This window comes from Streptomyces sp. W1SF4, assembly GCF_003950035.1.
Classification (GTDB): Bacteria; Actinomycetota; Actinomycetes; order Streptomycetales; family Streptomycetaceae; genus Streptomyces; species Streptomyces racemochromogenes.
The window spans coordinates 1,256,095-1,280,140 of sequence record NZ_CP034350.1 but is presented as its reverse complement, the minus strand read 5'-3'; the positions used below and the strand labels follow the sequence as shown (position 1 = coordinate 1,280,140).

Sequence of the window (24,046 nt, the reverse complement as noted above, 5' to 3'; positions counted from 1 at the left end):
CCTCTCAAGGGCGAGGAGAACAGCATGTCCACCACCGAGCAGCGTGTCGCCATCGTGACCGGGGCGGCCCGGGGCATCGGCGCGGCCACCGCGATCCGGCTGGCCGCAGAAGGCCGGGCGGTCGCCGTGCTCGACCTCGACGAGGCCGCCTGCAAGGACACCGTCGAGGCGATCACGGCGGCCGGCGGCCGGGCCCTGGCGGTCGGCTGCGACGTCTCCGACGCCGCCCAGGTGGAGGCGGCCGTGGAGCGGGTCGCGAGCACGCTCGGCGCCCCGACGGTCCTCGTCAACAACGCGGGCGTGCTCCGCGACAACCTGCTCTTCAAGATGAGCGACACCGACTGGGACACCGTCATGAACGTGCACCTGCGCGGGGCGTTCCTGATGGCGAGGGCCTGTCAGAAGTACATGGTGGAGGCCAAGTTCGGCCGCGTCGTGAACCTCTCCAGCAGCTCGGCGCTCGGCAACCGAGGCCAGGCCAACTACGCCGCCGCCAAGGCCGGCCTGCAGGGCTTCACCAAGACCCTGGCGATCGAACTCGGCAAGTTCGGCATCACCGCCAACGCCGTCGCCCCGGGCTTCATCGTGACCGAGATGACCGCGCAGACCGCCGCCCGCGTCGGCATGGGCTTCGAGGAGTTCCAGCTGGCCGCCGCCTCCCAGATCCCGGTGCAGCGGGTGGGCCGCCCCGACGACATCGCGAACGCCATCGCGTTCTTCACGGGCGAGGACGCCGGCTTCGTCTCCGGCCAGGTCCTGTACGTGGCCGGCGGCCCGCTCAACTGACGGTCCCACGAGAGGCGGGTGCACGACATGACGGACAACGGCACGGACAGCGGTAGCGAAGGGCGCACCGGCAGCGGCAAGGTCGCCCTGGTCACGGGGGCGAGCCGGGGGATCGGCTACGGGATCGCCGAGGCGCTCGTCGCCCGCGGCGACCGGGTCGTGATCACCGGGCGCAACGAGGACGCGCTCAAGGAGGCCGCGGAGCGGCTCGGCGCGGACCGGGTGATCGGCGTGGCCGGAAAGGCGCACGACGAGGCCCACCAGGCCCTGGCCGTGGAGCGGGCGATGGAGGCCTTCGGCCGCGTCGACTTCCTGGTGAACAACGCGGGCACCAATCCGGTGTTCGGCCCGATCGCCGACCTGGACCTCGGGGTGGCGCGCAAGGTCTTCGAGACGAACGTGATCTCGGCGCTCGGCTTCGCCCAGCGGACCTGGCACGCCTGGCAGAAGGACCACGGCGGGGCGATCGTGAACATCGCCTCCATCGCCGGGGTCTCCGCCTCGCCCTTCATCGGGGCGTACGGGATGAGCAAGGCCGCGATGATCAACCTGACCCTCCAGCTCGCGCACGAGATGGCGCCGGCGGTCCGGGTCAACGCGATCGCCCCGGCGGTGGTCAAGACCAGGTTCGCGCAGGCGCTCTACGAGGGCCGCGAGCAGGAGGCCGCGGCGGCCTATCCGCTCGGCCGGCTGGGGGTCCCGGAGGACATCGGCGGGGCCGCCGCATTCCTGACATCTGCACAAGCGGAATGGATCACCGGACAAACTCTCGTCGTCGACGGGGGAATGTTCCTCAATGCCGGTGTGCACTGACCGATAACCGGACGCATTTGCCTCCAAACGGGAGGCAAATGCGTATCGAATCGGTCCTAAATCGGTCAAGTGCCTCACGAAACCTACCCATTGGATTTGTGAGGCACTGCGGTAGGGTCTGCCGCACCCCTGGCTGATCGAGGAGCGTGCACGTGTTCAACCGGACCAGATGCCTGCAGATCGCTGCGGCCGTTGCGTCCATATCCCTGCTGGCAGGATGCGGCCTGTTCGCGGACGACGATGACGCCGCCGCGAAGCGCATCACCGTCGGCACCATGAGCGCGCCCAGCACCCTCGACCCGGCCGCGGCCTGGGACGGCTCCTGGGAGCTGTACCGCAACGTCTACCAGACCCTGCTGGCCTTCCCCACGGGCAGCACCAAGCCGCAGCCGGACGCGGCCCAGACCTGCGAGTTCACCGACGCGGCGAACACCGCCTACCGCTGCGTCCTGCGCAAGGGCCTGAAGTTCTCCGACGGCGAGGTGCTGGACGCCAAGGCGGTCAAGCACTCCCTCGACCGGATCAGGACGATCAACCACAAGTCCGGTCCGGCCGGCCTCTTCAACAGCCTGGACAAGATCGAGGCGCCGGACGCGCTCACGGTCGTCTTCCACCTGAAGACCCCCGACGCGACCTTCCCCTACGTCCTGGGCTCCCCGGCCGCCTCCCTGGTCGCGCCGAAGGAGTACCCGGCCAACAAGGTGCGCCAGGACAACAAGGTCATCGGCTCCGGCCCCTACGTCCTCACCTCGTACACGGAGGGCGGCGAGGCGGTCCTCGGCCGCAACGAGAGCTACACCGGCTTCGCCAACCGCCAGAACGACGGCGTGACGATCCGCTACTTCGCCGACTCGAAGAAGATGATCGCGGCCCTCAAGGGCAAGGAGATCGACGCCACCTACCGCGGCCTCTCCGCCGCGGAGATCAAGGACCTCCAGACCCCCGCCTCGCACGCCCAGGGCGTCCAAGTCGTGGAGAACGTCGGCGCCGAGATCCGCTACCTGGTCTTCAACCCGAACGACCCGCAGGTCAACAAGCCGGCCGTGCGCCAGGCCATCGCCCAGGTCATCGACCGCGGCGCGATCGTCTCCAAGGTCTACCAGGGCACCGCCGAGCCGCTGTACTCGATGGTCCCCAAGGGCGTCGTGGGCCACAAGACGCCCTTCTACGACATCTACGGCAACCCCGACGTCGCCAAGGCCAAGAAGATCCTCACGGCCGCCGGGATCACCCAGAAGGTCGAGCTGACCTTCTGGTACACCACCGACCGGTACGGCGCCTCCACCGCCGACGAGTTCACCGAGATCAAGCGGCAGCTCGAGGAGAGCGAACTCTTCAAGATCAACCTGCGCGGCCAGCCGTGGAAGACCTTCCAGGAGGGCTACCAGAACGGCCAGTACCCGGTCTTCGGCCGAGGCTGGTTCCCCGACTTCCCGGACCCCGACAACTTCATCGCCCCGTTCGTCGGCAAGGAGAACGCGGTCGGTACCCCGTACGAGCCGGCGAAGATCCAGAACGAGCTCCTGCCCAAGTCCCGCCGCGAGGGCGACCGGTCCGCCGGTGTCCGGGAGTTCGAGGAGGCCCAGCAGATCTTCGCCCAGGACGTCCGGCTGCTGCCGCTGTGGCAGGGCAAGCTGTACGTCGGCGCGCGCGAGGACATCGCCGGCGCCGAGCGGGCCCTGGACCCGCAGACCGCCATGCAGATGTGGGAGCTGCGCCGCAAGACCAGCTGGTGACCCCGGGGCGGTGCCCGGGTGGCGGCGTTGTCAGTGGTCCCCGGTAGGTTCGGATCAGTTGCACGAACTTGTACCGGAGGTTGTCGACGTGACCCAGATGCTGCCCGAGTCCTGGCTCCCCGTTCTCGGCGGGGAGCTGGACCAGCCCTACTTCAGGGAACTCACCGAGTTCGTCGAGAAGGAGCGGGCGAACGGGCCGGTCTACCCGCCCCGCGAGCAGGTCTTCGCGGCCCTGGAGGCCACGCCGTTCGACAAGGTGAAGGTCCTGGTCCTCGGCCAGGACCCCTACCACGGCGCCGGCCAGGGACACGGCCTGTGCTTCTCCGTGCAGCCCGGGGTCAAGACCCCGCCCTCGCTGCGCAACATCTACAAGGAGATGAAGGAGGAGCTCGGCCTGCCGGTCCCGGACAACGGGTACCTGATGCCGTGGGCCGAGCAGGGAGTCCTGCTGCTCAACGCCGTCCTCACCGTCCGCGAGGCCGAGCCCAACTCGCACAAGGGCAAGGGCTGGGAGAAGTTCACCGACGCGGTGATCCGCGCCGTGTCCGAGCGCCCCGACCCGGTCGTCTTCGTGCTCTGGGGCGCCTACGCGCAGAAGAAGATCCCGCTCATCGACGAGGAGCGCCACGTGATCGTCAAGGGCGCCCACCCCTCGCCGCTGTCGGCGAAGAAGTTCTTCGGATCCCGCCCCTTCACGCAGATCAACGAGGCCGTCGCGGCCCAGGGCCATGAGCCGATCGACTGGCGGATCCCGGACCTGGGCTGACACCACCCCGCGCCTCGGCGCCAGAGCCGGTGCCTGCGGCTAGCTTCGTGATGACCGGACCGGAGCGGGTCCGGCGGAGCGAGCCGGAGGCCCCGTTGAGGGAGCAGCAGCAGGAGGCGTCGGAGGACGCCGTCATGACCAGGATCGGCCAGGCCGTCATCCTGCTGCACGCCGGGGACCGCGAGGAGGCCCGCAACCGGCTCGGCGAGATCTGGTCCGAGATCGGCGCGGACGGCGACTCCCTCCACCGCTGCACCCTCGCGCACTACCTGGCCGACGCCCAGGACGACCCCGCCGACGAGCTGGCCTGGGACCTGCGGGCGCTGACCGCCGCCGACTGCCTCGGCGAACGGCTCGGGGAGGCCCCGCCCGGGCCGGCCGAGCCGCATCCGGCCGTGCGGGTGTTCTACCCGTCGCTGCACCTCAGCCTCGCCGCCGACTACGCCAAGCTGCGCCGGCCCGACGAGGCCCGGGTCCACCTCGCGCGGGCCCGGGCGGCCACCGGGGCGCTGTCCGACGACGGGTACGGCAACGGGGTGCGGGCCGCCATCGCCCGCCTGGAGCGCCGGCTGGCGGCGGAGGCGGGCCCGGGGCCCAGACCGTTCCCCGAGCAGGCGTAGGCCGCGTCCAGGGTTCGTAGGGGCCCCTGCCGGTCTTCAGTCGGCCCCGGCGCCCTCGACGCCCGCGCAGATGCGGGCCTCCGGGCCGTCCGGGTCCCAGTCACCGTGCCGCCGGCCCAGCGCGCACACGTCCGCCGGCCGGGCCGGCAGCTCCCGCGCCAGGCCGGGCGGCAGCCCCGCGTGCTGCCCCGCGCCGTGCGCACGCCCCCGCGGGACCCCCTCGCCGTGACCGCCCGGCTCCGCCGGCACCGGGATGTCGGGCACCCCGGCGGCGGGCCCCGCGGCCTCCCCGTCCCCGGTGCGCGGCCCGGGCACCGCGCGCGCGGCGCCCCGGCCCGCCGCCGTCGGGGCCGACGGGCGCACGCCCTCCCGGGGCACCGCCTTCAGGGCCTCCAGGGCGGGCGCCTGGACGGCCACGGGCAGCGCCCCCGGCCCGCCGCGCGGCTCGTGCCGGGGCGGTTGCCCGCCGACGGGGGCCGCCGCCGGGACCGGCTGGACGGGGTTGACGTTCACGCAGCCGGAGACGGCCGAGACGGTACAGGCGGCGCCGAGGAGCAGCTTCGTCGAGGTTCGGGTTGGGTGCACCCGCGCAACTCTGCTGTGCGAGCACCCCGTTGTGAAAACCCTGGGCCGATATTCACCCCGCACGGGTGACGGGGAGGGGGTGTCCGGCGGACACCGGCCCGGGCCCGGCTACTCGCCGGTGGCGCCGTCGACGTGCTCGCGCAGCAGGTCCGCGTGCCCGTTGTGCCGGGCGTACTCCTCGATCATGTGGGTGTAGATCCAGCGCAGGCTGAAGACCTCCCCGCGGTGGTGGCTCCCGGCGTCCGACAGGTCGTCCAGGGAGCGGTCCGCGGCCGCCTGCTTGGCCAGTTCGACCTCGGTCCGCCAGACCTTCTCGGCGTCGGCCCAGGTGTCCGCGTCGGTGAAGTGGAAGTCTCCGTCCCGGTTTTCCCGGGTGCTGTACAGGTCGGGAAGGTCCGCGCCCAGGCCGATCTCCCGGAACCAGTACCGCTCCACCTCCGCCATGTGCCGCACCAGGCCCATCAGGCTCAGCGTGGAGGGGGTGAGCGGAGTGAGGCGCAGCTGCTCCTCGGAGAGTCCCTCGCACTTCCAGGCGAGGGTGGAACGGTGGTAGTCGAGCCAGCCGTCCAGCATCTCCCGCTCGCCGGCGGTGGTGGAGGGTTCGGGGCGGTGTGATCCGTTGGAGGTCATGGTCCACATCCTGGACGAACGCGCCCCCTCCCACCAGGGATTAAGCTGCCGCTGTCCCATACGGCACATACCAGGAGGCTCCCGGTGAAGGTCGGCGTCATCGGACTCGGCGACATCGCGCAGAAGGCGTACCTGCCCGTCCTCGGCACCCGTCCCGGGATCGAGCTGCACCTGCAGACCCGTACCCCGGCCACCCTCGAACGGATCGGCGACGCCCACCGCGTACCGCGCGAGCGCCGCCACACCACGCTGGACTCCCTGCTCGCCCAAGGCCTCGACGCCGCCTTCGTGCACGCCCCGACGGACACCCACCCGGTGATCGTCGAGCGGCTGCTGGAGGCGGGCGTGGCGACCTACGTGGACAAGCCGCTGGCCTACGAGCTGGCCGACTCGCGGCGCCTGGTGGAACGCGCCGAGGAGCTCGGCGTCGGACTCTTCGTCGGCTTCAACCGCCGCCACGCGCCCGGCTACACCCTGTGCGCCGACCACCCGCGCGACCTGATCGTCATGCAGAAGAACCGGGTCGGTCTGCCCGAGGACCCCCGCACCCTGGTCCTGGACGACTTCATCCACGTCGTCGACACCCTGCGCTTCCTGCTGCCCGGCGAGGCCGACCACGTCGACGTACGGGCCGTGGTGCGCGACGGGCTGATGTCCCAGGTGGTGCTCCAGATGTCCGGCGAGGGCTTCACCGCCCTGGGGATCATGAACCGGCGGTCCGGATCCGCCGAGGAGGTCCTGGAGGTGTCCGGCCAGGACTCCAAGCGCCAGGTGTCCAACCTCGCCGAGGTCGTCGACCACCGGGGCCAGCCCACCGTGCGCCGGCGGGGGGACTGGGTCTCCGTCGCCCGCCAGCGCGGCATCGAGCAGGCCGTGGACACCTTCCTGGAGGCCGTGGAGAGCGGCACGGTGCTCAGCGCCCGGGACGCCCTGCTCACCCACGAACTGTGCGAGCGGGTGGTGCTGACGGCTCTGGAGCAGGCCTCCCGGGCCTGACCGCCCGCACCCCGCCGGCCGCGCAGTACAGCCCCAGCGCGGCCAGGGCGGCGCCGGCGGGCCAGTTCCCGAAGCGGACGAAGGGGGTCGTGCCCCGGGCGAGCGGCACCTCGTACACGGACGCCGTGCTCGCCGTGGTGGGCAGGGCGGGCCCGGCCCGGCCGCCCGAGGGCCCGTACACCGCGCTCACACCGGTCAGGGTGGCGTGCACCACCGGGCGGCCCGTCTCGGCGGCGCGCAGGGCCGCCAGGGAGGCGTGCTGAGCCGGTGCCCAGCTGTCCTGGAAGGTCGAGGTCGCCGACTGCGCGACCAGCACCCCGGCCCCCTCGCGGACCAGGTGCCGGCTCATGTCGGGGAAGGCCGACTCGAAGCACACCAGCGGGCCCAGCCGCACCCCGCCGGGCAGGTCCATCAGGACCGGGGCCGCGCCGCGCATCCGGTCCTCGCCCGCCGCCCTGCCGACCGAGGTGGCCCAGCCCAGCACCGCGCGGGCCGGCACGTACTCGCCGAAGGGGACCAGCCGCATCTTGTCGTACCGGTCGCCGGTGGGCCCCTCCGGCGCGACCAGCACCGAACTCTTGTAGATCCCGGGCCGGTCCGAGCGCCGGGCGTCCACGTTGACCAGCAGCGGGGCGCCGAGCTCCGCCGACAGGGCCGCCAGCCGCCGCGACAGGTCGGGCCGCGCCGCCAGGTCCGCGCCGACGCTGCTCTCGCCCCACACCACCAGGTCGGGGTGCGTCCCGGCCAGGCCCCGCGTGAGGCGCTCCTCGACGTCGAACCGCCGCTCCGCCCCGTCCGCCCCGCCCACCGGGCCGGGCTGTACGACGGCCACCCGCAGCACGCCCGACACCTCGGGCCGCGGCAGCCAGAGCCACACCACCCCGGTCAGCACCGCGCACCCCGCCACCGACGCCACCGCCGGGACCCGCGCCCGCGGCACCGCCACCAGCAGCACCACCGCACAGTTCAACGCCACCACCAGCAGGCTCACCAGCCACACCCCGCCCACCGAGGCCAGCCGCAGCGCCGGCGGCATCTGCCACTGACTGGCCCCGAGCAGCCCCCACGGCCCGCCCAGCCCCTGCCAGGACCGGGCCAGCTCCGACAGCAGCCAGCCCGCCGGTACGAGGACCAGCCCGGCCGCCGCCCGGCGCGGGCCCGGCACACCGCCGAGCAACTCCCGCACCAGCAGCGCCCACGGGATCCAGAGCAGCCCCAGCAGCACGGCGAGGGGGACCAGGAACACGTGCAGGCTCGGCAGCAGCCAGTGGTGCACCGCCACGATGAACCCGGCCCCGCCGAGCCAGCCCTCCAGCGCGGCGCGCCGCCCGCTGGGGGCGGAACGCAGCAGCAGCATCCAGGGCACGAGGACGACGTACGCGGACCACCACAGCCCCGGCGCGGGGAAGGCCAGGCAGGGCAGCGCCCCGGCGGCGACCGCGGCCGCCGCACGCCACCGCAGGGTCCGCTTCGCGAGCAGCATGACGCGCCTCCGCTTCCAGTGTGGGGCCGCCCCCGGCCGGGCGCGGCCCGGGGCCCGGGACCGGGTCAGGCCGACATGTGGCGCCACTTCTCGTGGACCGTGACCCCCGTCAGCCGCCAGCCGTCCGGGGTGCGGGCGAGGGCGAAGGAGTAGCGGCCGGCGGCGACGAAGTTGGGGGCCGTGCCCGTGTCGTCGGGGCCGGCCAGCCGCATCGGGTTCAGGAAGTCCGCCCGGACCTCCGCCGAGTCCCCGGGCCAGCCGTCCCGGTCCTCCAGCCGGACCACCCGGTTGACGATCAGGTGCTGGCGCACCGGGAACAGCCGCATGGTCTCCGCGAGCCAGTCGGCGACCTCCGCAGCGGGGCCCTCGACCCCGCCCGCCGAGCTGTAGTCGGCCCGTCCGGACGGCGTGAACAGGGCGCGGTAGGCGGCCCAGTCCCCGTCGTCGACGGCCGCCGCGTACCCCGAGACCACCTCGTCGATGGCGAGGCGGTCCAGCACCGTCGCCAGGTCCACACGCTGCGTCATCGGGTCAGTCTGGGGCTGCGGGGCGGCGAGGCCAAGGGGCGTGCGGTCACTGCTTCGCGCCGGCCCCCGCTCAGTGACCGGAATGCGCCTCCCGTTGCCGGATCACGACCAGGAACGCGTCGGTGGCCAGGTCCATGACCACCTCCGCCGGCACGCCCTCGCGCGTGCGCTGCGCCGCGTACTCCTCCGCGGGCCAGCTCCCCCGCGGACTCCCCGCCGGGAAACGCTCCAGTACCACGCGGCCCATGGGACACCCCCTGTTGTTCGGTTCCAGGCCTCTGCGGGGACAACGACGCGGGGGCCGCCCGGGAACGTTCCCGGGCGGCCCCCGCGTCGAGTTCCGGCCATGGTCCGGCCGGCCGGGTCAGGAGCCCGACTCGCCCGCGTGCGGGCTGAGCACGTCCATGCCGATGAGCACGAACAGCGCGATGCCGAGCAGGATCCGGTAGATCACGAACGGCATGAAGCTCTTGGTGGAGATGAACTTCATGAACCACGCGATGACCGCGTAGCCGACGAAGAAGGCGAGCACCGTGGCGAAGACCGTCGGCCCCCAGTAGATGTGTCCGGGGTTCTCGACCACGTCCTTGATCTCGAACGCGCCCGAGGCCAGCACCGCCGGGATGGCCAGGAGGAAGGAGTAGCGCGCCGCCGCCTCGCGGGTGAAGCCCAGCAGCAGACCGCCGGAGATCGTCGCACCGGACCGGGAGACGCCCGGGACCAGCGCCATCGCCTGGCACAGGCCGAAGACCAGGCCGTCCTTGACGCCCAGTTCCCGCAGCGTCTTGCGCTGCTTGACCACGCGGTGCCGGCCGCCCTCCTCGTCGCGCGAGGCCAGCCAGTCGGCGAAGCCGAGCACGAGGCCCATCACGATCAGGGTGGTCGCGGTCAGCCGCAGGTCACGCGCGGGGCCGGTGATCTGGTCCTTGAACGCCACGCCGAGGACGCCGATCGGGATCGAGCCGACGATGACCAGCCAGCCCATCTTGGCGTCCTGCTCGGAGCGCAGCGACTTGGTGTACAGGGAGCGGAACCAGGTGGAGATGATCCGGCCGATGTCCTTGCGGAAGTAGATCAGCACGGCGGCCTCGGTGCCGATCTGGGTGATGGCCGTGAAGGCCGCACCCGGATCGTGCCAGCCCGCGAAAGCCGCGGTCAGCCGCAGGTGGGCGCTGGAGGAGATCGGGAGGAACTCCGTAAGCCCTTGGACGAGACCGAGGATTAGGGATTCGAACCAGCTCATGTCGGGGTGCGCTCGTCCTTGTGATCGTCGGGCAGTTCGGGTCCGATGCTAGGGCCCGTGGGGAGCGGCCGTGACCACTGGGGGGTGCCCGGGGGCGGGCCCGGCGCCGGCGGCGGGTGCGAGGCGGTGGCGCTTGCGCCAGGCGACCGCCGCCGCGGCCGTCCCGGAGAGCGCGATGAAGCCGAACGAGACCAGGAACGCGGGCGATCCGGGGGAGGAGGCGCTGGCTCCGGCGATCACGTAGGCGGCGGTGTTGGGCACCGTACCGAGTGCCGTCGCGAGGAGGAAGGGGAGCCAGCCGCAGCGGGAGACGGCGGCGAGGTAGTTGGCCGCGGCGAAGGGCACCCCGGGGAAGATCCGCACCGCCAGCACCGAGCGGAAGCCGTGCCGGCTGAGCTGGCCGTCGGCCGCCTCCAGCCAGCGCCCGCGCAGATACGGACGCAACGCCTCCTGCCCCATGATCCGGCCCAGCCCGAAGGCGAGACCCGCTCCGACCACGGTGCCGCCGACGGCCGCGATCAGCCCGAACTGGGATCCGAACACCGCCCCCGCGGCGAGGTTGAGCAGCGGCCGCGGCACGAACGCGGCCGTGCACACGCCGTACGCACCCGCGAACAGGAGCACTCCCGTGCCCACCGGCAGTCCCGGCGGCCAGCCCTGCGACAGCAGCCGCTGGGGCTCGTAGAGCAGGACGCAGGCCCCGGCCGCGACCAGCAGCACGACGAGCAGCGCCAGCCGCGCCATGGGCGCGAGGAGGAGGGACATCCGGGGAGACTAACCGACACATATGGCGCCCCGCCGTAATCCAGGCCTCATCCGGACGGCACCGAGGCCTGCTCCGGGCCTCGCCGCGGCCCGCTCCGGGCGTCCATCCGGCCGTCGACGGGGCGGTCCCCGGACCTCGACGGGGCGGTCCCCGGACCTCGGCGGGGCGGCCCCCGGAGACAGGGCCAGGCCCGCGCCCGCCGCCTGCCCGGGGCGCGGCCGCCGCGGTAAATCGTTCGACGTCGGCCGCGCCCTCCGGCAGGATCAGCGGCATGTCCCGGTACGCCTTCCCCGCAGCGCCGTCCGCAGTCGCGGACGCGCCGAAGGCTGCCGTCCCGGCCTCCTCGGCCGTCGCCCTCGCAGAGGCCTTCGCCGCAGCGGCACTCGCCGCGTTCGACGGCGCACGAAGCTGACCCTTCCCGGATCGTCCGGCGGACCCCGCAGGGGGAGGGTCGGCAGGATCCAGGGGTCCCGATCCAGCTTCGAGCCACGGGAAGAGATCATGGCCAAGACGGCCTTCACCCGCACCAAGCCGCACCTCAACATCGGCACCATGGGCCACGTCGACCACGGCAAGACCACCCTCACCGCCGCCATCACCAAGGTCCTCGCCGAGCGCGGCGGCGCCTCCTTCGTGCCGTTCGACCGCATCGACCGGGCCCCCGAGGAGGCCCGCCGCGGCATCACCATCAACCTCACGCACGTCGAGTACGAGACCGACACCCGGCACTACGCCCACGTCGACATGCCCGGCCACGCCGACTACATCAAGAACATGGTCACCGGCGCGGCCCAGCTCGACGGGGCGATCCTCGTCGTCTCCGCCCTCGACGGGGTCATGCCCCAGACCGCCGAGCACGTCCTGCTGGCCCGCCAGGTGGGCGTGGACCACATCGTCGTCGCCCTCAACAAGGCCGACGCGGGCGACCCCGAGCTGACCGACCTGGTCGAGCTGGAGGTCCGCGACCTGCTCTCCGCGCACGGCTACGGCGGGGACTCCGCGCCGGTCGTACGGGTCTCCGGGCTCGGCGCGCTGGAGGGCCACCCGCAGTGGACCGGGGCGATCGAGGCGCTGCTCGACGCGGTGGACACGTACGTGCCCATGCCGGTGCGGTACACCGACGCGCCGTTCCTGCTGCCGGTCGAGAACGTCCTGACCATCACGGGCCGGGGCACCGTCGTCACCGGCGCCGTGGAACGCGGCACCGTGCGGCTCGGCGACCGGATCAGCGTCCTCGGGGGCGACGGGGAGCCCGTCGAGACCGTGGTCACCGGCCTGGAGACCTTCGGCAAGCCGATGGAGTCCGCCGAGGCGGGCGACAACGTCGCGCTGCTGCTGCGCGGGGTGCACCGCGACGGGGTGCGCCGCGGGCACGTCGTCGCGGCGCCCGGCAGCGTGGCGCCCCGCCGGCGCTTCACGGCGCGGGTGTACGTCCTCTCCGCCCGCGAGGGCGGCCGGACGACCCCCGTCTCGACCGGCTACCGGCCGCAGTTCTACGTCCGGACCGCCGACGTGGTCGGAGACGTGGACCTGGGCGCGGCGGGCGTCGCCCGGCCGGGGGAGACGGTCGAGATGACCGTCGAGCTGGGCCGGGACGTGCCCCTGGAGGCCGGGCTCGGCTTCGCCATCCGCGAGGGCGGCCGCACGGTCGGCGCGGGGACGGTGACCGAGGTCCTCGGGTAGCCCCGGCCGTGGTGGCGGCGGTCAGGCTTTGCCAGACTGCCGTCACCGCCCACCGGCGGGCGCGGACGCGAGGGAAGAGGGGGCCGACATGGGCGGCGGAACGGCACTGGTGCTCGGCGGCGGAGGACTGACCGGCGTCGGCTGGGAATCCGGGATCCTGTACGGGCTCGCCCGCGCGGGCGTCGACCTGACCACCGCCGACCTGGTCGTCGGGACCTCGGCCGGCTCCGTGGTCGGCGCCCAGCTCACCGCGGGCCTCACCGCCCGCGAACTGTACGAGCGCCAGCTCGGCGACGCGTCCGGGGAGCGCCCGGCCCGCCTCGGCGCCGGGGTCTTCGCCCGCTACGCCCTGGCGATGGTGCGCTCCCGGGACGCCGCCGCGTACCGCCGCCGCGTCGGCGCCTTCGCCCTGGCCGCGCAGACCGGGGCGGAGGCGGCGCGGCGCGAGGTGCTGGCGGCCCGGCTCGTGTCGCCCGACTGGCCCGAGCGCCGGCTCGTCGTCACCGCCGTCGACGCGCTCAGCGGGGCCCCCGCCGACTTCGACCGGGAGAGCGGCGCCGGGCTCGTCGACGCCGTCGCCGCGAGCTGCGCCGTACCGGGCGTGTGGCCCCCGGTGACGGTCGGCGGACGCCGGTTCATCGACGGCGGGGTCCGCTCGGCGACCAACGCCGACCTCGCCGCCGGCTACGCGCGCGTGGTGATCCTCGCCCCGATCGCGCTCGGATCCGCCCTGGTCCCCTCGCCCGCCTCCCAGGCGGCCCGGCTGCGGGCGGCCGGCGCCCGGGTGCTGCTGATCACCCCTTCCCCGGAAGCCCGCAAGGCCTTCGGGCGCAACGTCCTGGACCCCGCGCGGCGGGACCCCGCCGCCCGCGCCGGGCTCGCGCAGGCCGCCGGGCACGCGGCCGACGCGGCGGCCGTCTGGGGGGCCTGACAATGGTGGGGTGAGCGACGAACAGATCCCGGTGGTCCGGGAAGTGGGCCAGGGCACCGCCAAGCTGATGCCGGACGTGGACCGGGAGCGGGCCTGGCTGCTCACCGTCGACGGGGCTCCGCAGTCCTACGTCGACCTCGACGAGCCCGAGCACCTGGAGTTCGAGTACGTACGCCGCCTCGCGCACGTCCTGGACTGCGCGGCGGAGCCGGGGGCCGCCCTGGACCTGCTGCACCTGGGCGGGGGCGCGCTCACCCTCCCGCGCTACGCCGCGGCCGTCCGCCCGGGGTCGCGGCAGGACGTGGTCGAGTTCGACGCCGCCCTGGTGGAGCTGGTGGAGCGTCACCTTCCGCTGGCCGCCGGGGCCCGGGTGACCGTGCACGCCGCCGACGCGCGGGCCTGGCTGGAGGCCGCCCCCGAGGCGAGCGCGGACGTGCTGGTCGCCGACGTCTTCGGGGGCTCACGGGTGCCCGCCCAGCTGACCTCGGCGGAATACGCGCGGCAGGCTGCGCGCGTGCTGAGGCCCGGCGGGCTGTACGCGGCGAACCTGGCCGACGGGGCGCCGTTCGGCTTCCTCAAGGCCCAGCTGGCCAACTTCGCGGCCGCCTTCGCGGAGCTGGCCCTGATCGCCGAGCCCGGGGTGCTGCGCGGGCGCCGCTTCGGCAACGCGGTGCTGCTCGCCTCGGACGCCCCGCTGCCGCTGGCCGCGCTGGCCCGGCGGTGCGCCGCCGACGCCTTCCCCGCCCGGGTGGAGTCGGGGGAGGGGCTCGCCCGGTTCATGCGCGGGGCGCGTCCGGTCGCCGACGCGGACGCGGTCCCCTCCCCGGCCCCGCCGCAGGGGGCCTTCAGCCTGGGGTGACCCCGACGGCCCCGGCGGCCTGCGCCGGCGCGGGGGCCGGTGCGGAACCCTTCACGGGCGGGGGCCTGCGGGTGATCCGGCGCACCTCCGGTACGAGCAGGACCAGGGCGGTGGCGGCGACCACCAGCGCCGCGCAGCCCCACAGGGCCTGGGTGCGGCCGAAGGCGGACTCGGCGGGGCCGGCCAGGGCGGTGGCGAGCGGCAGCATGGACACCGAGCCGAACCAGTCGTAGGCGGAGACCCGGGAGAACTTCTCCTCGGGTATCTCCTGGTGCATCGTGGTCATCCAGTTCACGCCGAACACCTCGATGGCGGCGCCGCTGAAGAACATCACCGCGCACAGCCCCCAGACCGGCAGCGGTACCGCCAGTCCCGCCGACGGAAGCGCCAGCGGGAACACGCACAGGGTGCCCACCAGCAGCAGGCGGCGCGGTTTCCACACCATCATCAGGAGCGCTCCGGCGATGGTGCCCGCGCCGAAGAAGGCCAGGGCCACGCCCCAGGGCGCCGGCCCGCCCAGCCGGTCGCGGGCGACGAGGGGCCCGTACACCGCCTCCGCCGCCCCCACGACGGCGACGACCACGGAGAACTGGAGCACGATGCTCCACAGCCAGGGCCGGGTCCGGAACTCCACCCAGCCCTCGCGCAGGTCGGCGAGCAGGCCCCCGCCGGGAGCCCGCCCGGTGGTGGGGCCCACGTCGAGGAAGGCGCGCAGGGCGCCCGCGACCGCGAAGGCGGCCGCGTCCACGGCCAGTACCCAGCCGGGGCCGATCGCGGCGATCAGGGCGCCGCCGAGGGCCGCGCCGCCGATGCCGGCGCCGTTCATGGCCATGCGGAAGAGGGCGAAGGCCCGGTTGGCGTGCTCGCCGGAGACGCTGGACAGGAGCATGCCCTCGGCGGCGGGGTTGAAGAAGGCGGTGCCGGTGCCGCAGAGCGCGGTCAGCAGCATCATCTGCCACAGCTTCGGGTCGCCGGCGAGGACGAGCACGGCGAAGGCGGCCTGCGAGACGCAGTTGAGGGCGTTGGCCGCGACCATCACGCGGTGCCGGGGCAGCCGGTCGGCGAGCGCCCCGCCGACGAGCAGGAAGAGGACGAGGGGCAGCGTACGGGCGGCGGCGACGAGGCCGACGTCGGCGCCGCTGCCGCCCGCTTCGAGCACGGCGAAGGAGGCCGCGATGAGCGCCCCGTGACTGCCGAGGTTGGTGACGACCGCGGCGCCCGTCAGGAGGCTGTAGTTGCGTCCGGCCCAGGCGGGCCGGCGGCGGGGGGTCCGGAGGACGGTGTGGGGGCTCACTCCGGGACTATCCCCTGCCCCGGGCCGAGAATCCAAACGAAATAACGGAAAAAGGATGATCGGCCCGGGGATCGTGCGGGGTCGTGCGGGGTGGGGGATCAGCCGCCGCTGAGGCGGACCGAGCTGAGGATCTTGTCCTGGGTCGCCTGGTCGACCTCGCCGGGAACGCCGGCGGCGCCGTAGAGGACCCAGCTGGCGAAGTCACCCTTGGAGTTCTTGAAGCTGAAGGCGATGCTCTTGCCGTCCGAGGAGCACTTGTTCTCCTTGGGGACGCCGCTCACGGTCGCCGTCGCGACGTGCCCCTTGAGGCCGGAGAGGGTGGTGTACTCCTTCGACTCGGAGATCTTGACCATCTCCTTGGGCAGCTTCTGCGAGTACCCGGCGAACACCCAGGTGCCCGCCTCGCTGTGCGCCGCCCCGGCCGTGTCCTTGGCGCCCTGGCCGCCCTTGGTGCCGGTGCCGGCCAGGGAGGTGCTCTCCTCGCGCCCGTCCTTGTTGGAGTCCACCTTGCACCAGTCCTCCTTGAAGTAGGCGGGTGCGGAGAACGTGACGAGCGGGGAGCCGTCCTTCTTCTCCTCGTCCTCGAAGCCGGCGATCACGCCGGAGCCGAGCGCGTTCCACTCCGGGGGGACGTCGAAGGCGGTGCCGTGCTTCGGGTTGATGACCACCTTCCAGCCCGGGATCACCGGCTTCACGTCGCCGCCCGCGCGCGGGTTGGCGCCGCTGGGGGCCGCGGGCGAGACCGGGGCGACCGGCGCGGGGGAGGAGGCGGCGGGCTTGTCGTCGGCGCGGTTGGCGCCCTCGTCGTCCCGGGTGAGCACGAAGGCGGCGGTGGCGGCCGCCGTCACCACGACCGCGGAGGCCGCGACGATGGCCACGGTCCGGGTGGAGAAGGGGCTCCCGCCGGACGGCCGCGGCGGGGGCTGCTGCTGGGGGGCGTTGCCCCACGGCTGGACCGGGGGCGGGGTCTGGTAGCCCGCCTGCGGGTATCCGTAGCCGGGCTGCTGCTCACCGAATCCCGGCTGGGGCTGCTGCTGGTACGGGTTCGGCTGTCCCGGCTGCTGCTGGTACGGGTTCTGACGCGGGTCCTGGGGGTTCTGCTCTCCCCCGGGCTGCTGCTGCTGTCCTGGCCACATGGCCGGTAACCATAGTGGGAGCGGCTGACAGGAGCCACGTCCGCCCCCCGTCCCGCTCTGGCCAACTCCATCTACTCGTGGGTAACATCGCGTGCCATGAGCGCAGAACAGATGAACGTGGGCGAACTGCTCGCCCAGACGGTGCCGATGGCCCGCACCCTGAACCTGGAGTTCCTGGAGACCACCCCGGAGCGCGCCGTCGTCCGCCTGCCGGACCAGCCCGACTTCCACAACCACGTCGGCGGCCCGCACGCCGGCGCCATGTTCACCCTGGCCGAGTCCGCCAGCGGCGCCATCGTCCTGGCCGCCTTCGGCGACCAGCTCTCGCGCGCCGTGCCGCTCGCCGTGAAGGCCGAGATCGGCTACAAGAAGCTCGCCAAGGGCGTCGTCACCGCCACCGCCACCCTCGGCCGCCCCGCCGCCGACGTCGTGGCCGAGCTCGACGCGGGCGGCCGCCCCGAGTTCCCCGTCACCATCGCCATCCAGCGCGAGGACGAGGCCGTCACCGGTGAGATGACCGTCGTCTGGACGCTGCGCCCGAACGCGTAGGACGTCCCGCGCGGCGCGTCACGCCGCGAAAGGGAGCCGGGAGCGGCACAGTGGGGGCGGGAGCGGTCCGGCGCGGGCCGCTCCCGCCGTGCTGTCCGGGGCCGGTATCGGCGTGTCGCCGGAACCCCGGGCGTTCGCCGGTCGTTCGTCCCGAGAACGCCCGCCATGGACGAAGGGCGTTCCGGGGAGCGGATAGGCTGCCCGTTCGGCGTGTCTCGGGGGCCCGCCGGAGGCGACGAGGGAGGACGTACCGGTGCACATCCAGGAATGGCTGGAGGAGATCCCGGCGATCAGTGTCTATCTCCTGGTGGGACTGGTCATCGGGCTGGAGAGCCTGGGCATCCCGCTCCCCGGCGAGATCATCCTCGTCAGCTCGGCGCTGCTCGCCTCGCAGCACGGGCAGATCGACCCCGTGGTCCTCGGCCTGTGCGCCATCGCGGGCGCCATCATCGGCGACTCCATCGGGTACGCCATCGGCCGCCGCGGGGGCAAGCCGCTGCTGGAGAGACTCGGCAGGCGGTTCCCCAAGCACTTCGGGCCCGACCAGGTGGCCATGGCCGAGCGCTCCTTCGACCGCTGGGGCATGTGGGCCGTCTTCTTCGGACGCTTCGTCGCCCTCCTGCGCATCTTCGCCGGCCCGCTGGCCGGCGTACTGCGGATGCCCTACTGGCGCTTCCTCGTCGCCAACGTCCTCGGCGGCATCCTCTGGGCCGGCGGCACCACCGCCGTCATCTACTACGTCGGCATCGTCGCCGAGCCCTGGCTGAAGCGGTTCTCCTGGCTGGCCCTGGTCGTGGCCCTGCTGATCGGGCTCACCGTGACCCTGGTCCTGCGCAGCCGGATGAAGAAGGCGGCCGCCGAGGCCCGCGCGGCCGAGCCCTCGCCGCAGCCGGCCACCGCCCCGGCGGGCGCCCCGGACTGACGCCGAGGCCCCCGGCCGGCCGGACGGTCAGGCGCCGGGGGCCACCGAGGCGCGGTGCTGCTCCGCCAGCTCCGTGTACATCGCGGCGTTCACCCTGATCCCCTCGCGCTCCTCGTCGGTGAGCTCGCGCCGCACCTTGGCCGGCACGCCCGCGACCAGCGAGCCGGGCGGGACCACCATGCCCTGCGGCACCAGGGCCTGCGCGGCTACCAGCGAACCCGCGCCGATCACGGCGCCGTTCAGCACGGTCGCGCCCATCCCGATCAGGCAGTCGTCCTCGACCGTGCAGCCGTGCACCACCGCGTTGTGCCCGATGGAGACGCGCTCGCCGATGGACACCGGGAAGCCGGGGTCCACGTGGACCGTGCAGTTGTCCTGCACGTTGCTGTCCGCGCCCAGCGTGATCGGGCCGCAGTCTGCGCGCAGCACCGCCGAGTACCAGACGCTCGCGCCGGCGCCGAGCGTGACGTCGCCGACGACGACGGAGGTCGGGGCGGTGAAGGCCGTCGGGTCCACCGACGGCTTCCGGTCCCCGACGCCCGCGATGAGAGCCCCCTGGTGTGCCTGGTGCGCCTGGTTCGGCTGATGGGTCATGGTCACTTCCCTCGTGTGGTTCCGGCTGGTTCCGGATGCCGCGCCACGTGCACCGTAGGGCACGGGACGGCGCCGCCCCGCGATGGGGTGAAGATCACAGGATCCGGGTCCCGACGTCCGGCGCGGGGCGCACTACCGTGGCCGGGTGCCGAAGAACCAGAACACGTTCTCATCCCTGGCGGCCCTGCGCGGCCGCGTCGCCAGCCGCGCGGTGCACGCCGGCTGGCGCTGGATGCAGCGGGCCGGTGCGGTCACCGCCGAGCACCCGGGCCGGCTGCGCTTCGGCGCGATCGGCGAGGGCACGCGGCTCGCCTTCCCGCAGGGCACCGTGTTCGGCGAACGGTGGATCCGGCTCGGCGGGCACTGCATCATCGCCGAGCAGGTCACCCTGACCGCCGGGATGATGCCGGACCTCGACCTCGGCGCCGACCCGGTACTGGTGCTGGGCGACGGGGTGGTCCTCGGCCGGGGCAGCCACGTCATCGCCGACGCCCGGATCACCATCGGCAACGACACCTTCTGCGGGCCGGGGGTGTACATCACCTCCACCAACCACAGCTACGACGACCCGGACGAGCCCGTCGGCCGGCAGTGGCCCCGCAGCGCCCCGGTGGAGATCGGGCCGGGCTGCTGGCTGGGCACGGGGGCGGTGATCCTGCCCGGCGCGAAGCTGGGCCGCAACGTCGTCGTGGCCGCGGGGGCCGTCGTACGGGGTGAGGTGCCCGACCACGCCGTGGTGGCGGGGGCGCCGGCCAGGATCGTACGGCGGTGGGAGCCGGAGACCGGCTGGCAGCCGCCGCTGCGCACGCCCGCGCCGGTGCCGATCCCCGACGGGATGACCCCCGAGCAACTGCGCGGGCTGGCCCTGCTGGCACAGGCCGAGCAGCCCTGAGCCGTACGCGGTGCCGCCGGTGGCGGTCCGGGCCGGGCGCGGTCCTGGCCGGTGGGGGTCCCGGCCGGTGGTTTCAGCCTGCGGCGAGCAGGACCGTACCCGCCAGGGCCAGGCCCGCGCCCGCCGCCTGGACGCTGCGCAGGCGCTCCTTGAGCACCGCGAACGCGGCGAACGCGGTGACCACCGGGTAGAGCGAGGACAGTACGGCGGCCACGGTGACGGGGCCGTTCTGGGCGGCGATGGAGTAGGTGCCGTTGGCCGCGACGTCGGCGAGGCCCACGAAGGCCAGGGCGGGCAGCATGCTCCACAGCACCCGCGGCCCGGTGCCCTCCGGCAGGGCCGGGACGCCGCGCCGGGTCTGCGCGAGCAGGGCGACGCCGCCGACGGCGACGTTGGTGACCCGCTGGACGAACAGGGCGAGGAAGAGCCCGGTCAACGTGGTGGAGGCCTCGGCGATCAGGGCCATGACCGCGCCGAAGCCGAAGGCCGCGACGAGGGTCAGCACCACCGCCCGCCGCTGCACGGGGGCGCCGCGCAGCTCGGGGCCGCCGGCCAGGACGATGCCGACGAGGGCCACGGCGATGCCCGCGAACTGGCCCGGTCCCGGCCGCTCGCCCACGGCCAGCCCCACGCCGACCGGCACGACCACCCCGAGGGAGCCGAGCGGGGAGACCACGCCCATCGGGCCGAGGGCCAGGGCCTTGTAGAAGGCGAGCATCGCGGCCGGCCCGACCAGGCCCGCGGCCACCGCGAACCACAGCTGCGGGCCCGCCTCGCTCCAGGCGCCGGTGCCGAGCACGATCGCGCCGAGCACGACGACCGCGGCGACCTGCGAGACCACCAGCACCGTGAGCGCCGGTATCCGCCGGGTCAGCAGCCCGCCGCCGAAGTCTGCGAGGCCCCACAGGACGGCTGTGGCCAGGGCGAAGAGGGCGGTCATGGCAGGGGGCCTCGCAGTACAGTGCGGTGAACGGTGGAGTGCAGCATCGAATACACCGCAGGTTAGTTCAGTCTGTTGGACTGTGTCATCCAAAATATTGGACGGAATGGTGTCGGACCTCGAACAGCTCACCCAGGCGCTCGCCCGCAACCTCAAGCGGTGGCGCGGCGAACGCGGCTTCACGCTCGACGCCCTGGCCGCCCGCGCGGGCGTCAGCCGCGGCATGATCATCCAGATCGAACAGGCCCGTACGAACCCCAGCGTGGGCACCACGGTGAAGCTGGCCGACGCCCTCGGGGTCAGCATCACCACCCTCCTCGACCACGACCGGGGCCCGCGGGCCCGCGTGGTGCTGCCGGGGCAGGGGGTGCGGATGTGGTCGAGCGGGGAGGGCAGCGAGGCCCACATGCTGCTCGGCGACGACCGGCGCGGGCCCGTGGAGATGTGGACCTACCGCCTGGAGGCCGGAGACGGCACGGCCTCCGACCCGCACCCGGCCGGAACCTTCGAGATGCTGCACGTGACGGAAGGGGAACTGACCCTCGACCTCGCCGACGACCGCTACGTGGTCCCGGCCGGCGGCGCCGTCTCCTTCGAGGCGAACCTCCCGCACGCCTACCGCAACGAGGGCACCGTCCCGATGCTGATGACCATGGCCGTCTCGATCCCCCCGGTCCAGGGCGCCGGCGGCCACCCGGTCTGACCGGCTACAGGGCGGGGATCTCGATCGCGGGGCAGCGGTCCATCACCATCTCCACCCCCGCCGCACGCGTCCGCGCGAAGGCGGCCTCGTCGACCACGTCCAGCTGGAACCAGACGGCCTCGGCACCGGCGGCCACCGCGTCGTCGGCGACCTGCCCGGCCAGCGCGCTGTTCACGAAGACGTCCACCACGTCCACCTTGAACGGGATCGCGTCCAGCGACGCGTAGCCCGGCTCCCCGTGCACCGTCTCCGCCTTCGGGTGCACCGGCACCACGCGCTTGCCGTAACGCTGGAGCACCTTCGCCACCCCGTAGGCGGCCCGGTCCCGGTTGTTCGACAGCCCCACCACGGCCCAGGTGTCACCGAGCTCGGTGAGGATCCTGCGGATGGTCGCCTGGTCGCCGTACACGTGCGCCGCCTCCTGCCGTGGCCGCCCGGCGGACTCGTTCCGCCGGACCGTTCGGCAGGATCAACGGCGCGGACACCCGTCCGATTCCCCGTTCCGGTTCACCGTAGGGTGGAGCGGTGAAGGCAGACCAGTACGTGACCGTGGCCCGCGAGGGGACGCACGAGGCGGAGATCAACCGCTCCCGGTTCCTGTGCTCGATCGCGCCCGCCGCGACCGAGCGGGAGGCGCAGGAGTTCATCGCCCGCGTCCGCAAGGAGCACCCCACCGCCACGCACAACTGCTACGCCTACGTGATCGGCGCCGACGCCTCCGTCCAGAAGGCCAGCGACGACGGCGAGCCCGGCGGCACCGCCGGGGTGCCCATGCTGCAGATGCTGACCCGGCGCGACGTCCGCTACGCGGTCGCCGTCGTCACCCGCTACTACGGCGGCGTCAAGCTCGGGGCCGGCGGGCTCATCCGGGCCTACGGCGGCGTCGTCGGCGAGGCGCTCGACGCCCTCGGGACCATCACCCGCCACCGCTACCGGCTGGCCACCGTCACCGTCGACCACCAGCGGGCCGGCAAGACCCAGAACGACCTGCGCGCCACCGGCCGCGCCGTACTGGACGTCCGCTACGGGGAGGCCGTCTCCATCGAGATCGGCCTCCCCGAGGCGGACGTCGAGGCCTTCAAGGCCTGGCTCGCGGACGCCACCGCCGGCACCGCGGGCTTCGAACTCGGCGGCGAGGCCTACGGCGACGGCTGAACCCCGCGCCCGCCCAGCAGCCGGTCGGCGTTGCGCAGGGCGTGGCGGGCGACCGCCTCGCCCAGCCGCACGCCCGCCTCGTCGGCGGTACGGGTGTGGATCCCCGACCACACCCGGGCGTCCACGTTGTCCCGGGTGAGCCCGCTCCACGCCGTGTACGTGCGGCGCACCCCGGGCGCGGTCGGGCTGCTGATCTCGAAGGGCGCCGTCGCCGGCCCCACCAGCGCGTCCAGCACGGTCTGCGCCGCGCCGGCGTACGTGGCGTGGCCGCTGGGGTAGTCCGGATGGGCCGGCGTCTGGTGCAGGGGCCGCCAGGCCGGGTCGGGGTCGACCGCCCCCGTCCGGATCGCCGTCACCGGCCGCCAGCGCACGTACGTGTACTTCCCGTCGGAGGTCGCGATCTGGGTGTCGACCGAAGCCGCGTGGAAGAGCGCGACCAGCGACGCCCGGTCGGCGGACGAGCCGTGCGAACGGGCCACGGCCACCCGCAGCGGCTCCGTGAACAGGGTCAGCGAACCGCCGTACCAGAAGGTGGCCGTCTCGGTCTGGCGCGGCGTGCGCACCGTGCTGTCGGCCGAGCCGTACGCCCGCACCTCCGCCAGGTCGGCCCGGTAGCGCCGGGAGTCCAGCGCGGGCGGCGGCCCCGGCCGGAACTGGTCGGCCCGCTCCAGCAGGAAGGGCCGGCCGAGGCGGTTGCCGTACTGCGCGGCCGGCGCGTAGCCGTCCGGGGTGGGCTGCCACACACCGGGAGCGGCCGGCGGCACGCTGAACGGCGCGTTGGACGAGGCCGGGTCGAGGCCGTCCCCGGCACGCTCCGCGAGCACCGCGGCGGCCTGCCGGGCCCCCGCGGCCACCCCCCGGTCCTCGGCGGGCCCGTCCGGGATCCCGCCGAGGGTGGCGGCCAGGGCCGCGTCGAGGTCGGCCCTGCGGGACGGGGCGAGCGCGACCAGAGCGTCGTGCACGGCGGAGGCGACGGCCGCGTCCTGGAAGCGGCCCCGGCCCGGACCCCCGGGGGCCTCGCGGGCGGCACGGGCGGCGGCGATCCAGCCGATCGCCCAGGTGCGGCTGTTGGTGATCTGGGCCGGGGCGGCCGCGGCGGCCACCGTCCGCGCGGTGGCGTCGTACCAGTCGAGCACCACCGAGCCGGCGGCCGGGCCGGGAGCCGGGGGCGCCGCGGCCGAGGGCACGGCGGTGCTGAGCGCGAGCAGCGCGGCGGAGCCGGCGGCGAGCAGCGCGGGACGAAGACGCGGAGGTCCGGAGAGCGGCATGCGGCGAAGCCAACCAGCGGGCCGCGGGGGCCACAAGTGCCCGGAACCGCCAACGGAGTTCGGCCACGGAGGTTTCGCATCGCCGCCACGCCCCCGCAACACGCGGCCCCCTCCGCCCCCTCGGAAGGGCGGATTCCCCGGTCCGGCCGGGACGCGCCCGCGCACGGGT

Annotated in this window: 28 protein-coding genes; 15 read left to right on the top strand and 13 right to left on the bottom strand. The window is 73.9% G+C overall.

Annotated features, from left to right (window positions below):
- The first annotated feature begins 24 nt into the window (after positions 1 to 24).
- The 5 genes from fabG to D1J60_RS06030 all read left to right on the top strand — a co-directional run bounded on the left by fabG (position 25) and on the right by D1J60_RS06030 (position 4,721).
- The gene (gene fabG, locus D1J60_RS06050) at positions 25 to 786 is read left to right on the top strand and encodes a 3-oxoacyl-ACP reductase FabG (protein ID WP_007262869.1); all 762 of its coding nucleotides are present in this window, start codon (positions 25 to 27) and stop codon (positions 784 to 786) included.
- A gap of 27 nt (positions 787 to 813) precedes the next feature.
- The gene (locus D1J60_RS06045) at positions 814 to 1,599 is read left to right on the top strand and encodes an SDR family oxidoreductase (protein ID WP_125820419.1); all 786 of its coding nucleotides are present in this window, start codon (positions 814 to 816) and stop codon (positions 1,597 to 1,599) included.
- Between the two features lie 152 nt (positions 1,600 to 1,751).
- The gene (locus tag D1J60_RS06040) at positions 1,752 to 3,335 is read left to right on the top strand and encodes an ABC transporter substrate-binding protein (protein ID WP_125595040.1); all 1,584 of its coding nucleotides are present in this window, start codon (positions 1,752 to 1,754) and stop codon (positions 3,333 to 3,335) included.
- Positions 3,336 to 3,432: 97 nt separating this feature from the next.
- The gene (locus tag D1J60_RS06035) at positions 3,433 to 4,101 is read left to right on the top strand and encodes a uracil-DNA glycosylase (RefSeq protein WP_125595063.1); all 669 of its coding nucleotides are present in this window, start codon (positions 3,433 to 3,435) and stop codon (positions 4,099 to 4,101) included.
- A 50-nt stretch (positions 4,102 to 4,151) separates the two neighbouring features.
- Positions 4,152 to 4,721 (top strand): hypothetical protein, encoded by a 570-nt coding sequence (locus D1J60_RS06030; RefSeq protein WP_125595041.1) that lies wholly within the window; start codon positions 4,152 to 4,154, stop codon positions 4,719 to 4,721.
- A gap of 36 nt (positions 4,722 to 4,757) precedes the next feature.
- Here D1J60_RS06030 and D1J60_RS06025 read toward each other — a convergent pair whose 3' ends face one another.
- A complete protein-coding gene (locus tag D1J60_RS06025; protein ID WP_241253639.1) occupies positions 4,758 to 5,306 on the bottom strand; it encodes a hypothetical protein in 549 nt (182 codons plus the stop codon).
- Positions 5,307 to 5,414: 108 nt separating this feature from the next.
- Entirely contained in the window at positions 5,415 to 5,936 is a 522-nt protein-coding gene (locus D1J60_RS06020) for a DinB family protein (protein WP_125820417.1), read from the bottom strand.
- Positions 5,937 to 6,020: 84 nt separating this feature from the next.
- Here D1J60_RS06020 and D1J60_RS06015 point away from each other — a divergent pair, with 84 nt between their 5' ends.
- The gene (locus tag D1J60_RS06015) at positions 6,021 to 6,932 is read left to right on the top strand and encodes a Gfo/Idh/MocA family oxidoreductase (protein ID WP_125595044.1); all 912 of its coding nucleotides are present in this window, start codon (positions 6,021 to 6,023) and stop codon (positions 6,930 to 6,932) included.
- Here the strand turns inward: D1J60_RS06015 and lnt are convergent.
- The 5 genes from lnt to D1J60_RS05990 all read right to left on the bottom strand — a co-directional run bounded on the left by lnt (position 6,871) and on the right by D1J60_RS05990 (position 10,950).
- Complete coding sequence (lnt, locus tag D1J60_RS06010; protein ID WP_125820416.1) at positions 6,871 to 8,415, bottom strand: apolipoprotein N-acyltransferase; 1,545 nt, start codon at positions 8,413 to 8,415, stop codon at positions 6,871 to 6,873. The two genes, D1J60_RS06015 and lnt, sit on opposite strands and share 62 nt — an antisense overlap.
- Positions 8,416 to 8,480: 65 nt before the next feature.
- On the bottom strand, positions 8,481 to 8,942 hold the full coding sequence (locus D1J60_RS06005; RefSeq protein WP_125820415.1) for a nuclear transport factor 2 family protein: 462 nt from the start codon (positions 8,940 to 8,942) through the stop codon (positions 8,481 to 8,483).
- Between the two features lie 70 nt (positions 8,943 to 9,012).
- Positions 9,013 to 9,189, bottom strand: coding sequence for a hypothetical protein (locus D1J60_RS06000; protein WP_125595047.1), 177 nt, complete (start codon positions 9,187 to 9,189; stop codon positions 9,013 to 9,015).
- A gap of 117 nt (positions 9,190 to 9,306) precedes the next feature.
- Complete coding sequence (locus D1J60_RS05995; protein ID WP_125595048.1) at positions 9,307 to 10,185, bottom strand: undecaprenyl-diphosphate phosphatase; 879 nt, start codon at positions 10,183 to 10,185, stop codon at positions 9,307 to 9,309.
- 48 nt (positions 10,186 to 10,233) lie between these two features.
- Positions 10,234 to 10,950 carry a VTT domain-containing protein gene (locus D1J60_RS05990; RefSeq protein ID WP_125820414.1) on the bottom strand — a complete coding sequence of 239 codons (717 nt, stop codon included), beginning with the start codon at positions 10,948 to 10,950 and terminating at the stop codon, positions 10,234 to 10,236.
- A gap of 272 nt (positions 10,951 to 11,222) precedes the next feature.
- Between D1J60_RS05990 and D1J60_RS37165 the strand changes: the two genes are divergently transcribed.
- The 4 genes from D1J60_RS37165 (at position 11,223) to D1J60_RS05975 (ending at position 14,424) form a co-directional block, all read left to right on the top strand.
- A complete protein-coding gene (locus tag D1J60_RS37165; protein ID WP_164720848.1) occupies positions 11,223 to 11,363 on the top strand; it encodes a hypothetical protein in 141 nt (46 codons plus the stop codon).
- 89 nt (positions 11,364 to 11,452) lie between these two features.
- Positions 11,453 to 12,634, top strand: coding sequence for an elongation factor Tu (gene tuf / locus D1J60_RS05985; protein WP_125595050.1), 1,182 nt, complete (start codon positions 11,453 to 11,455; stop codon positions 12,632 to 12,634).
- An 88-nt stretch (positions 12,635 to 12,722) separates the two neighbouring features.
- Positions 12,723 to 13,565: a patatin-like phospholipase family protein gene (locus D1J60_RS05980; RefSeq protein ID WP_125820413.1), complete on the top strand. Its 843-nt coding sequence runs from the start codon at positions 12,723 to 12,725 to the stop codon at positions 13,563 to 13,565.
- A gap of 67 nt (positions 13,566 to 13,632) precedes the next feature.
- Positions 13,633 to 14,424, top strand: coding sequence for a fused MFS/spermidine synthase (locus tag D1J60_RS05975; RefSeq protein ID WP_125823893.1), 792 nt, complete (start codon positions 13,633 to 13,635; stop codon positions 14,422 to 14,424).
- Here the strand turns inward: D1J60_RS05975 and D1J60_RS05970 are convergent.
- Complete coding sequence (locus D1J60_RS05970) at positions 14,411 to 15,718, bottom strand: MFS transporter (protein WP_125820412.1); 1,308 nt, start codon at positions 15,716 to 15,718, stop codon at positions 14,411 to 14,413. The genes D1J60_RS05975 and D1J60_RS05970 overlap by 14 nt on opposite strands.
- A 98-nt stretch (positions 15,719 to 15,816) precedes the next feature.
- Positions 15,817 to 16,854: a hypothetical protein gene (locus D1J60_RS05965; protein WP_125820411.1), complete on the bottom strand. Its 1,038-nt coding sequence runs from the start codon at positions 16,852 to 16,854 to the stop codon at positions 15,817 to 15,819.
- 111 nt (positions 16,855 to 16,965) lie between these two features.
- Here D1J60_RS05965 and D1J60_RS05960 point away from each other — a divergent pair, with 111 nt between their 5' ends.
- Both D1J60_RS05960 and D1J60_RS05955 read left to right on the top strand, forming a co-directional pair.
- Entirely contained in the window at positions 16,966 to 17,403 is a 438-nt protein-coding gene (locus D1J60_RS05960) for a DUF4442 domain-containing protein (protein ID WP_042800586.1), read from the top strand.
- Positions 17,404 to 17,656: 253 nt separating this feature from the next.
- Complete coding sequence (locus tag D1J60_RS05955) at positions 17,657 to 18,325, top strand: DedA family protein (RefSeq protein WP_125820410.1); 669 nt, start codon at positions 17,657 to 17,659, stop codon at positions 18,323 to 18,325.
- A gap of 27 nt (positions 18,326 to 18,352) precedes the next feature.
- Here the strand turns inward: D1J60_RS05955 and D1J60_RS05950 are convergent, their stop codons facing one another.
- The gene (locus D1J60_RS05950) at positions 18,353 to 18,919 is read right to left on the bottom strand and encodes a gamma carbonic anhydrase family protein (protein WP_125595056.1); all 567 of its coding nucleotides are present in this window, start codon (positions 18,917 to 18,919) and stop codon (positions 18,353 to 18,355) included.
- A 145-nt stretch (positions 18,920 to 19,064) separates the two neighbouring features.
- Between D1J60_RS05950 and D1J60_RS05945 the strand changes: the two genes are divergently transcribed.
- Positions 19,065 to 19,811, top strand: a complete 747-nt coding sequence (locus D1J60_RS05945) for an acyltransferase (protein ID WP_125820409.1) — start codon at positions 19,065 to 19,067, stop codon at positions 19,809 to 19,811.
- 73 nt (positions 19,812 to 19,884) lie between these two features.
- On the opposite strand, the gene D1J60_RS05940 is transcribed toward D1J60_RS05945, so the two are convergent.
- Positions 19,885 to 20,751, bottom strand: a complete 867-nt coding sequence (locus tag D1J60_RS05940) for a DMT family transporter (RefSeq protein ID WP_125820408.1) — start codon at positions 20,749 to 20,751, stop codon at positions 19,885 to 19,887.
- A 109-nt stretch (positions 20,752 to 20,860) separates the two neighbouring features.
- On the opposite strand from D1J60_RS05940, the gene D1J60_RS05935 reads away from it, so the two are divergent.
- A complete protein-coding gene (locus D1J60_RS05935) occupies positions 20,861 to 21,454 on the top strand; it encodes an XRE family transcriptional regulator (protein ID WP_125823892.1) in 594 nt (197 codons plus the stop codon).
- 4 nt (positions 21,455 to 21,458) lie between these two features.
- Here the strand turns inward: D1J60_RS05935 and D1J60_RS05930 are convergent, their stop codons facing one another.
- Positions 21,459 to 21,863 carry a CoA-binding protein gene (locus tag D1J60_RS05930; protein WP_125595059.1) on the bottom strand — a complete coding sequence of 135 codons (405 nt, stop codon included), beginning with the start codon at positions 21,861 to 21,863 and terminating at the stop codon, positions 21,459 to 21,461.
- 116 nt (positions 21,864 to 21,979) lie between these two features.
- Between D1J60_RS05930 and D1J60_RS05925 the strand changes: the two genes are divergently transcribed.
- Positions 21,980 to 22,609: a YigZ family protein gene (locus D1J60_RS05925; RefSeq protein ID WP_125595060.1), complete on the top strand. Its 630-nt coding sequence runs from the start codon at positions 21,980 to 21,982 to the stop codon at positions 22,607 to 22,609.
- On the opposite strand, the gene D1J60_RS05920 is transcribed toward D1J60_RS05925, so the two are convergent.
- Positions 22,594 to 23,877 carry a vanadium-dependent haloperoxidase gene (locus D1J60_RS05920; protein WP_125595061.1) on the bottom strand — a complete coding sequence of 428 codons (1,284 nt, stop codon included), beginning with the start codon at positions 23,875 to 23,877 and terminating at the stop codon, positions 22,594 to 22,596. The genes D1J60_RS05925 and D1J60_RS05920 overlap by 16 nt on opposite strands.
- Between the last annotated feature and the right edge of the window lie 169 nt (positions 23,878 to 24,046).

What these genes read in the sequence shown, in the direction of transcription:
- fabG (WP_007262869.1), top strand. Translation starts at nt 25, where the DNA reads ATGTCCACCACCGAGCAGCGTGTCGCCATCGTGACCGGGGCGGCCCGG.
- D1J60_RS05920 (WP_125595061.1), bottom strand. Translation starts at nt 23,877, where the DNA reads ATGCCGCTCTCCGGACCTCCGCGTCTTCGTCCCGCGCTGCTCGCCGCC.
- D1J60_RS05965 (WP_125820411.1), bottom strand. Translation starts at nt 16,854, where the DNA reads ATGTGGCCAGGACAGCAGCAGCAGCCCGGGGGAGAGCAGAACCCCCAG.
- D1J60_RS06030 (WP_125595041.1), top strand. Translation starts at nt 4,152, where the DNA reads ATGACCGGACCGGAGCGGGTCCGGCGGAGCGAGCCGGAGGCCCCGTTG.
- D1J60_RS37165 (WP_164720848.1), top strand. Translation starts at nt 11,223, where the DNA reads ATGTCCCGGTACGCCTTCCCCGCAGCGCCGTCCGCAGTCGCGGACGCG.
- D1J60_RS06020 (WP_125820417.1), bottom strand. Translation starts at nt 5,936, where the DNA reads ATGACCTCCAACGGATCACACCGCCCCGAACCCTCCACCACCGCCGGC.
- D1J60_RS06035 (WP_125595063.1), top strand. Translation starts at nt 3,433, where the DNA reads ATGCTGCCCGAGTCCTGGCTCCCCGTTCTCGGCGGGGAGCTGGACCAG.
- lnt (WP_125820416.1), bottom strand. Translation starts at nt 8,415, where the DNA reads ATGCTGCTCGCGAAGCGGACCCTGCGGTGGCGTGCGGCGGCCGCGGTC.
- D1J60_RS05995 (WP_125595048.1), bottom strand. Translation starts at nt 10,185, where the DNA reads ATGAGCTGGTTCGAATCCCTAATCCTCGGTCTCGTCCAAGGGCTTACG.
- D1J60_RS05950 (WP_125595056.1), bottom strand. Translation starts at nt 18,919, where the DNA reads ATGACCCATCAGCCGAACCAGGCGCACCAGGCACACCAGGGGGCTCTC.
- D1J60_RS06000 (WP_125595047.1), bottom strand. Translation starts at nt 9,189, where the DNA reads ATGGGCCGCGTGGTACTGGAGCGTTTCCCGGCGGGGAGTCCGCGGGGG.
- tuf (WP_125595050.1), top strand. Translation starts at nt 11,453, where the DNA reads ATGGCCAAGACGGCCTTCACCCGCACCAAGCCGCACCTCAACATCGGC.
- D1J60_RS05940 (WP_125820408.1), bottom strand. Translation starts at nt 20,751, where the DNA reads ATGACCGCCCTCTTCGCCCTGGCCACAGCCGTCCTGTGGGGCCTCGCA.
- D1J60_RS05975 (WP_125823893.1), top strand. Translation starts at nt 13,633, where the DNA reads ATGCCGGACGTGGACCGGGAGCGGGCCTGGCTGCTCACCGTCGACGGG.
- D1J60_RS05980 (WP_125820413.1), top strand. Translation starts at nt 12,723, where the DNA reads ATGGGCGGCGGAACGGCACTGGTGCTCGGCGGCGGAGGACTGACCGGC.
- D1J60_RS05960 (WP_042800586.1), top strand. Translation starts at nt 16,966, where the DNA reads ATGAACGTGGGCGAACTGCTCGCCCAGACGGTGCCGATGGCCCGCACC.
- D1J60_RS06045 (WP_125820419.1), top strand. Translation starts at nt 814, where the DNA reads ATGACGGACAACGGCACGGACAGCGGTAGCGAAGGGCGCACCGGCAGC.
- D1J60_RS06005 (WP_125820415.1), bottom strand. Translation starts at nt 8,942, where the DNA reads ATGACGCAGCGTGTGGACCTGGCGACGGTGCTGGACCGCCTCGCCATC.
- D1J60_RS05990 (WP_125820414.1), bottom strand. Translation starts at nt 10,950, where the DNA reads ATGTCCCTCCTCCTCGCGCCCATGGCGCGGCTGGCGCTGCTCGTCGTG.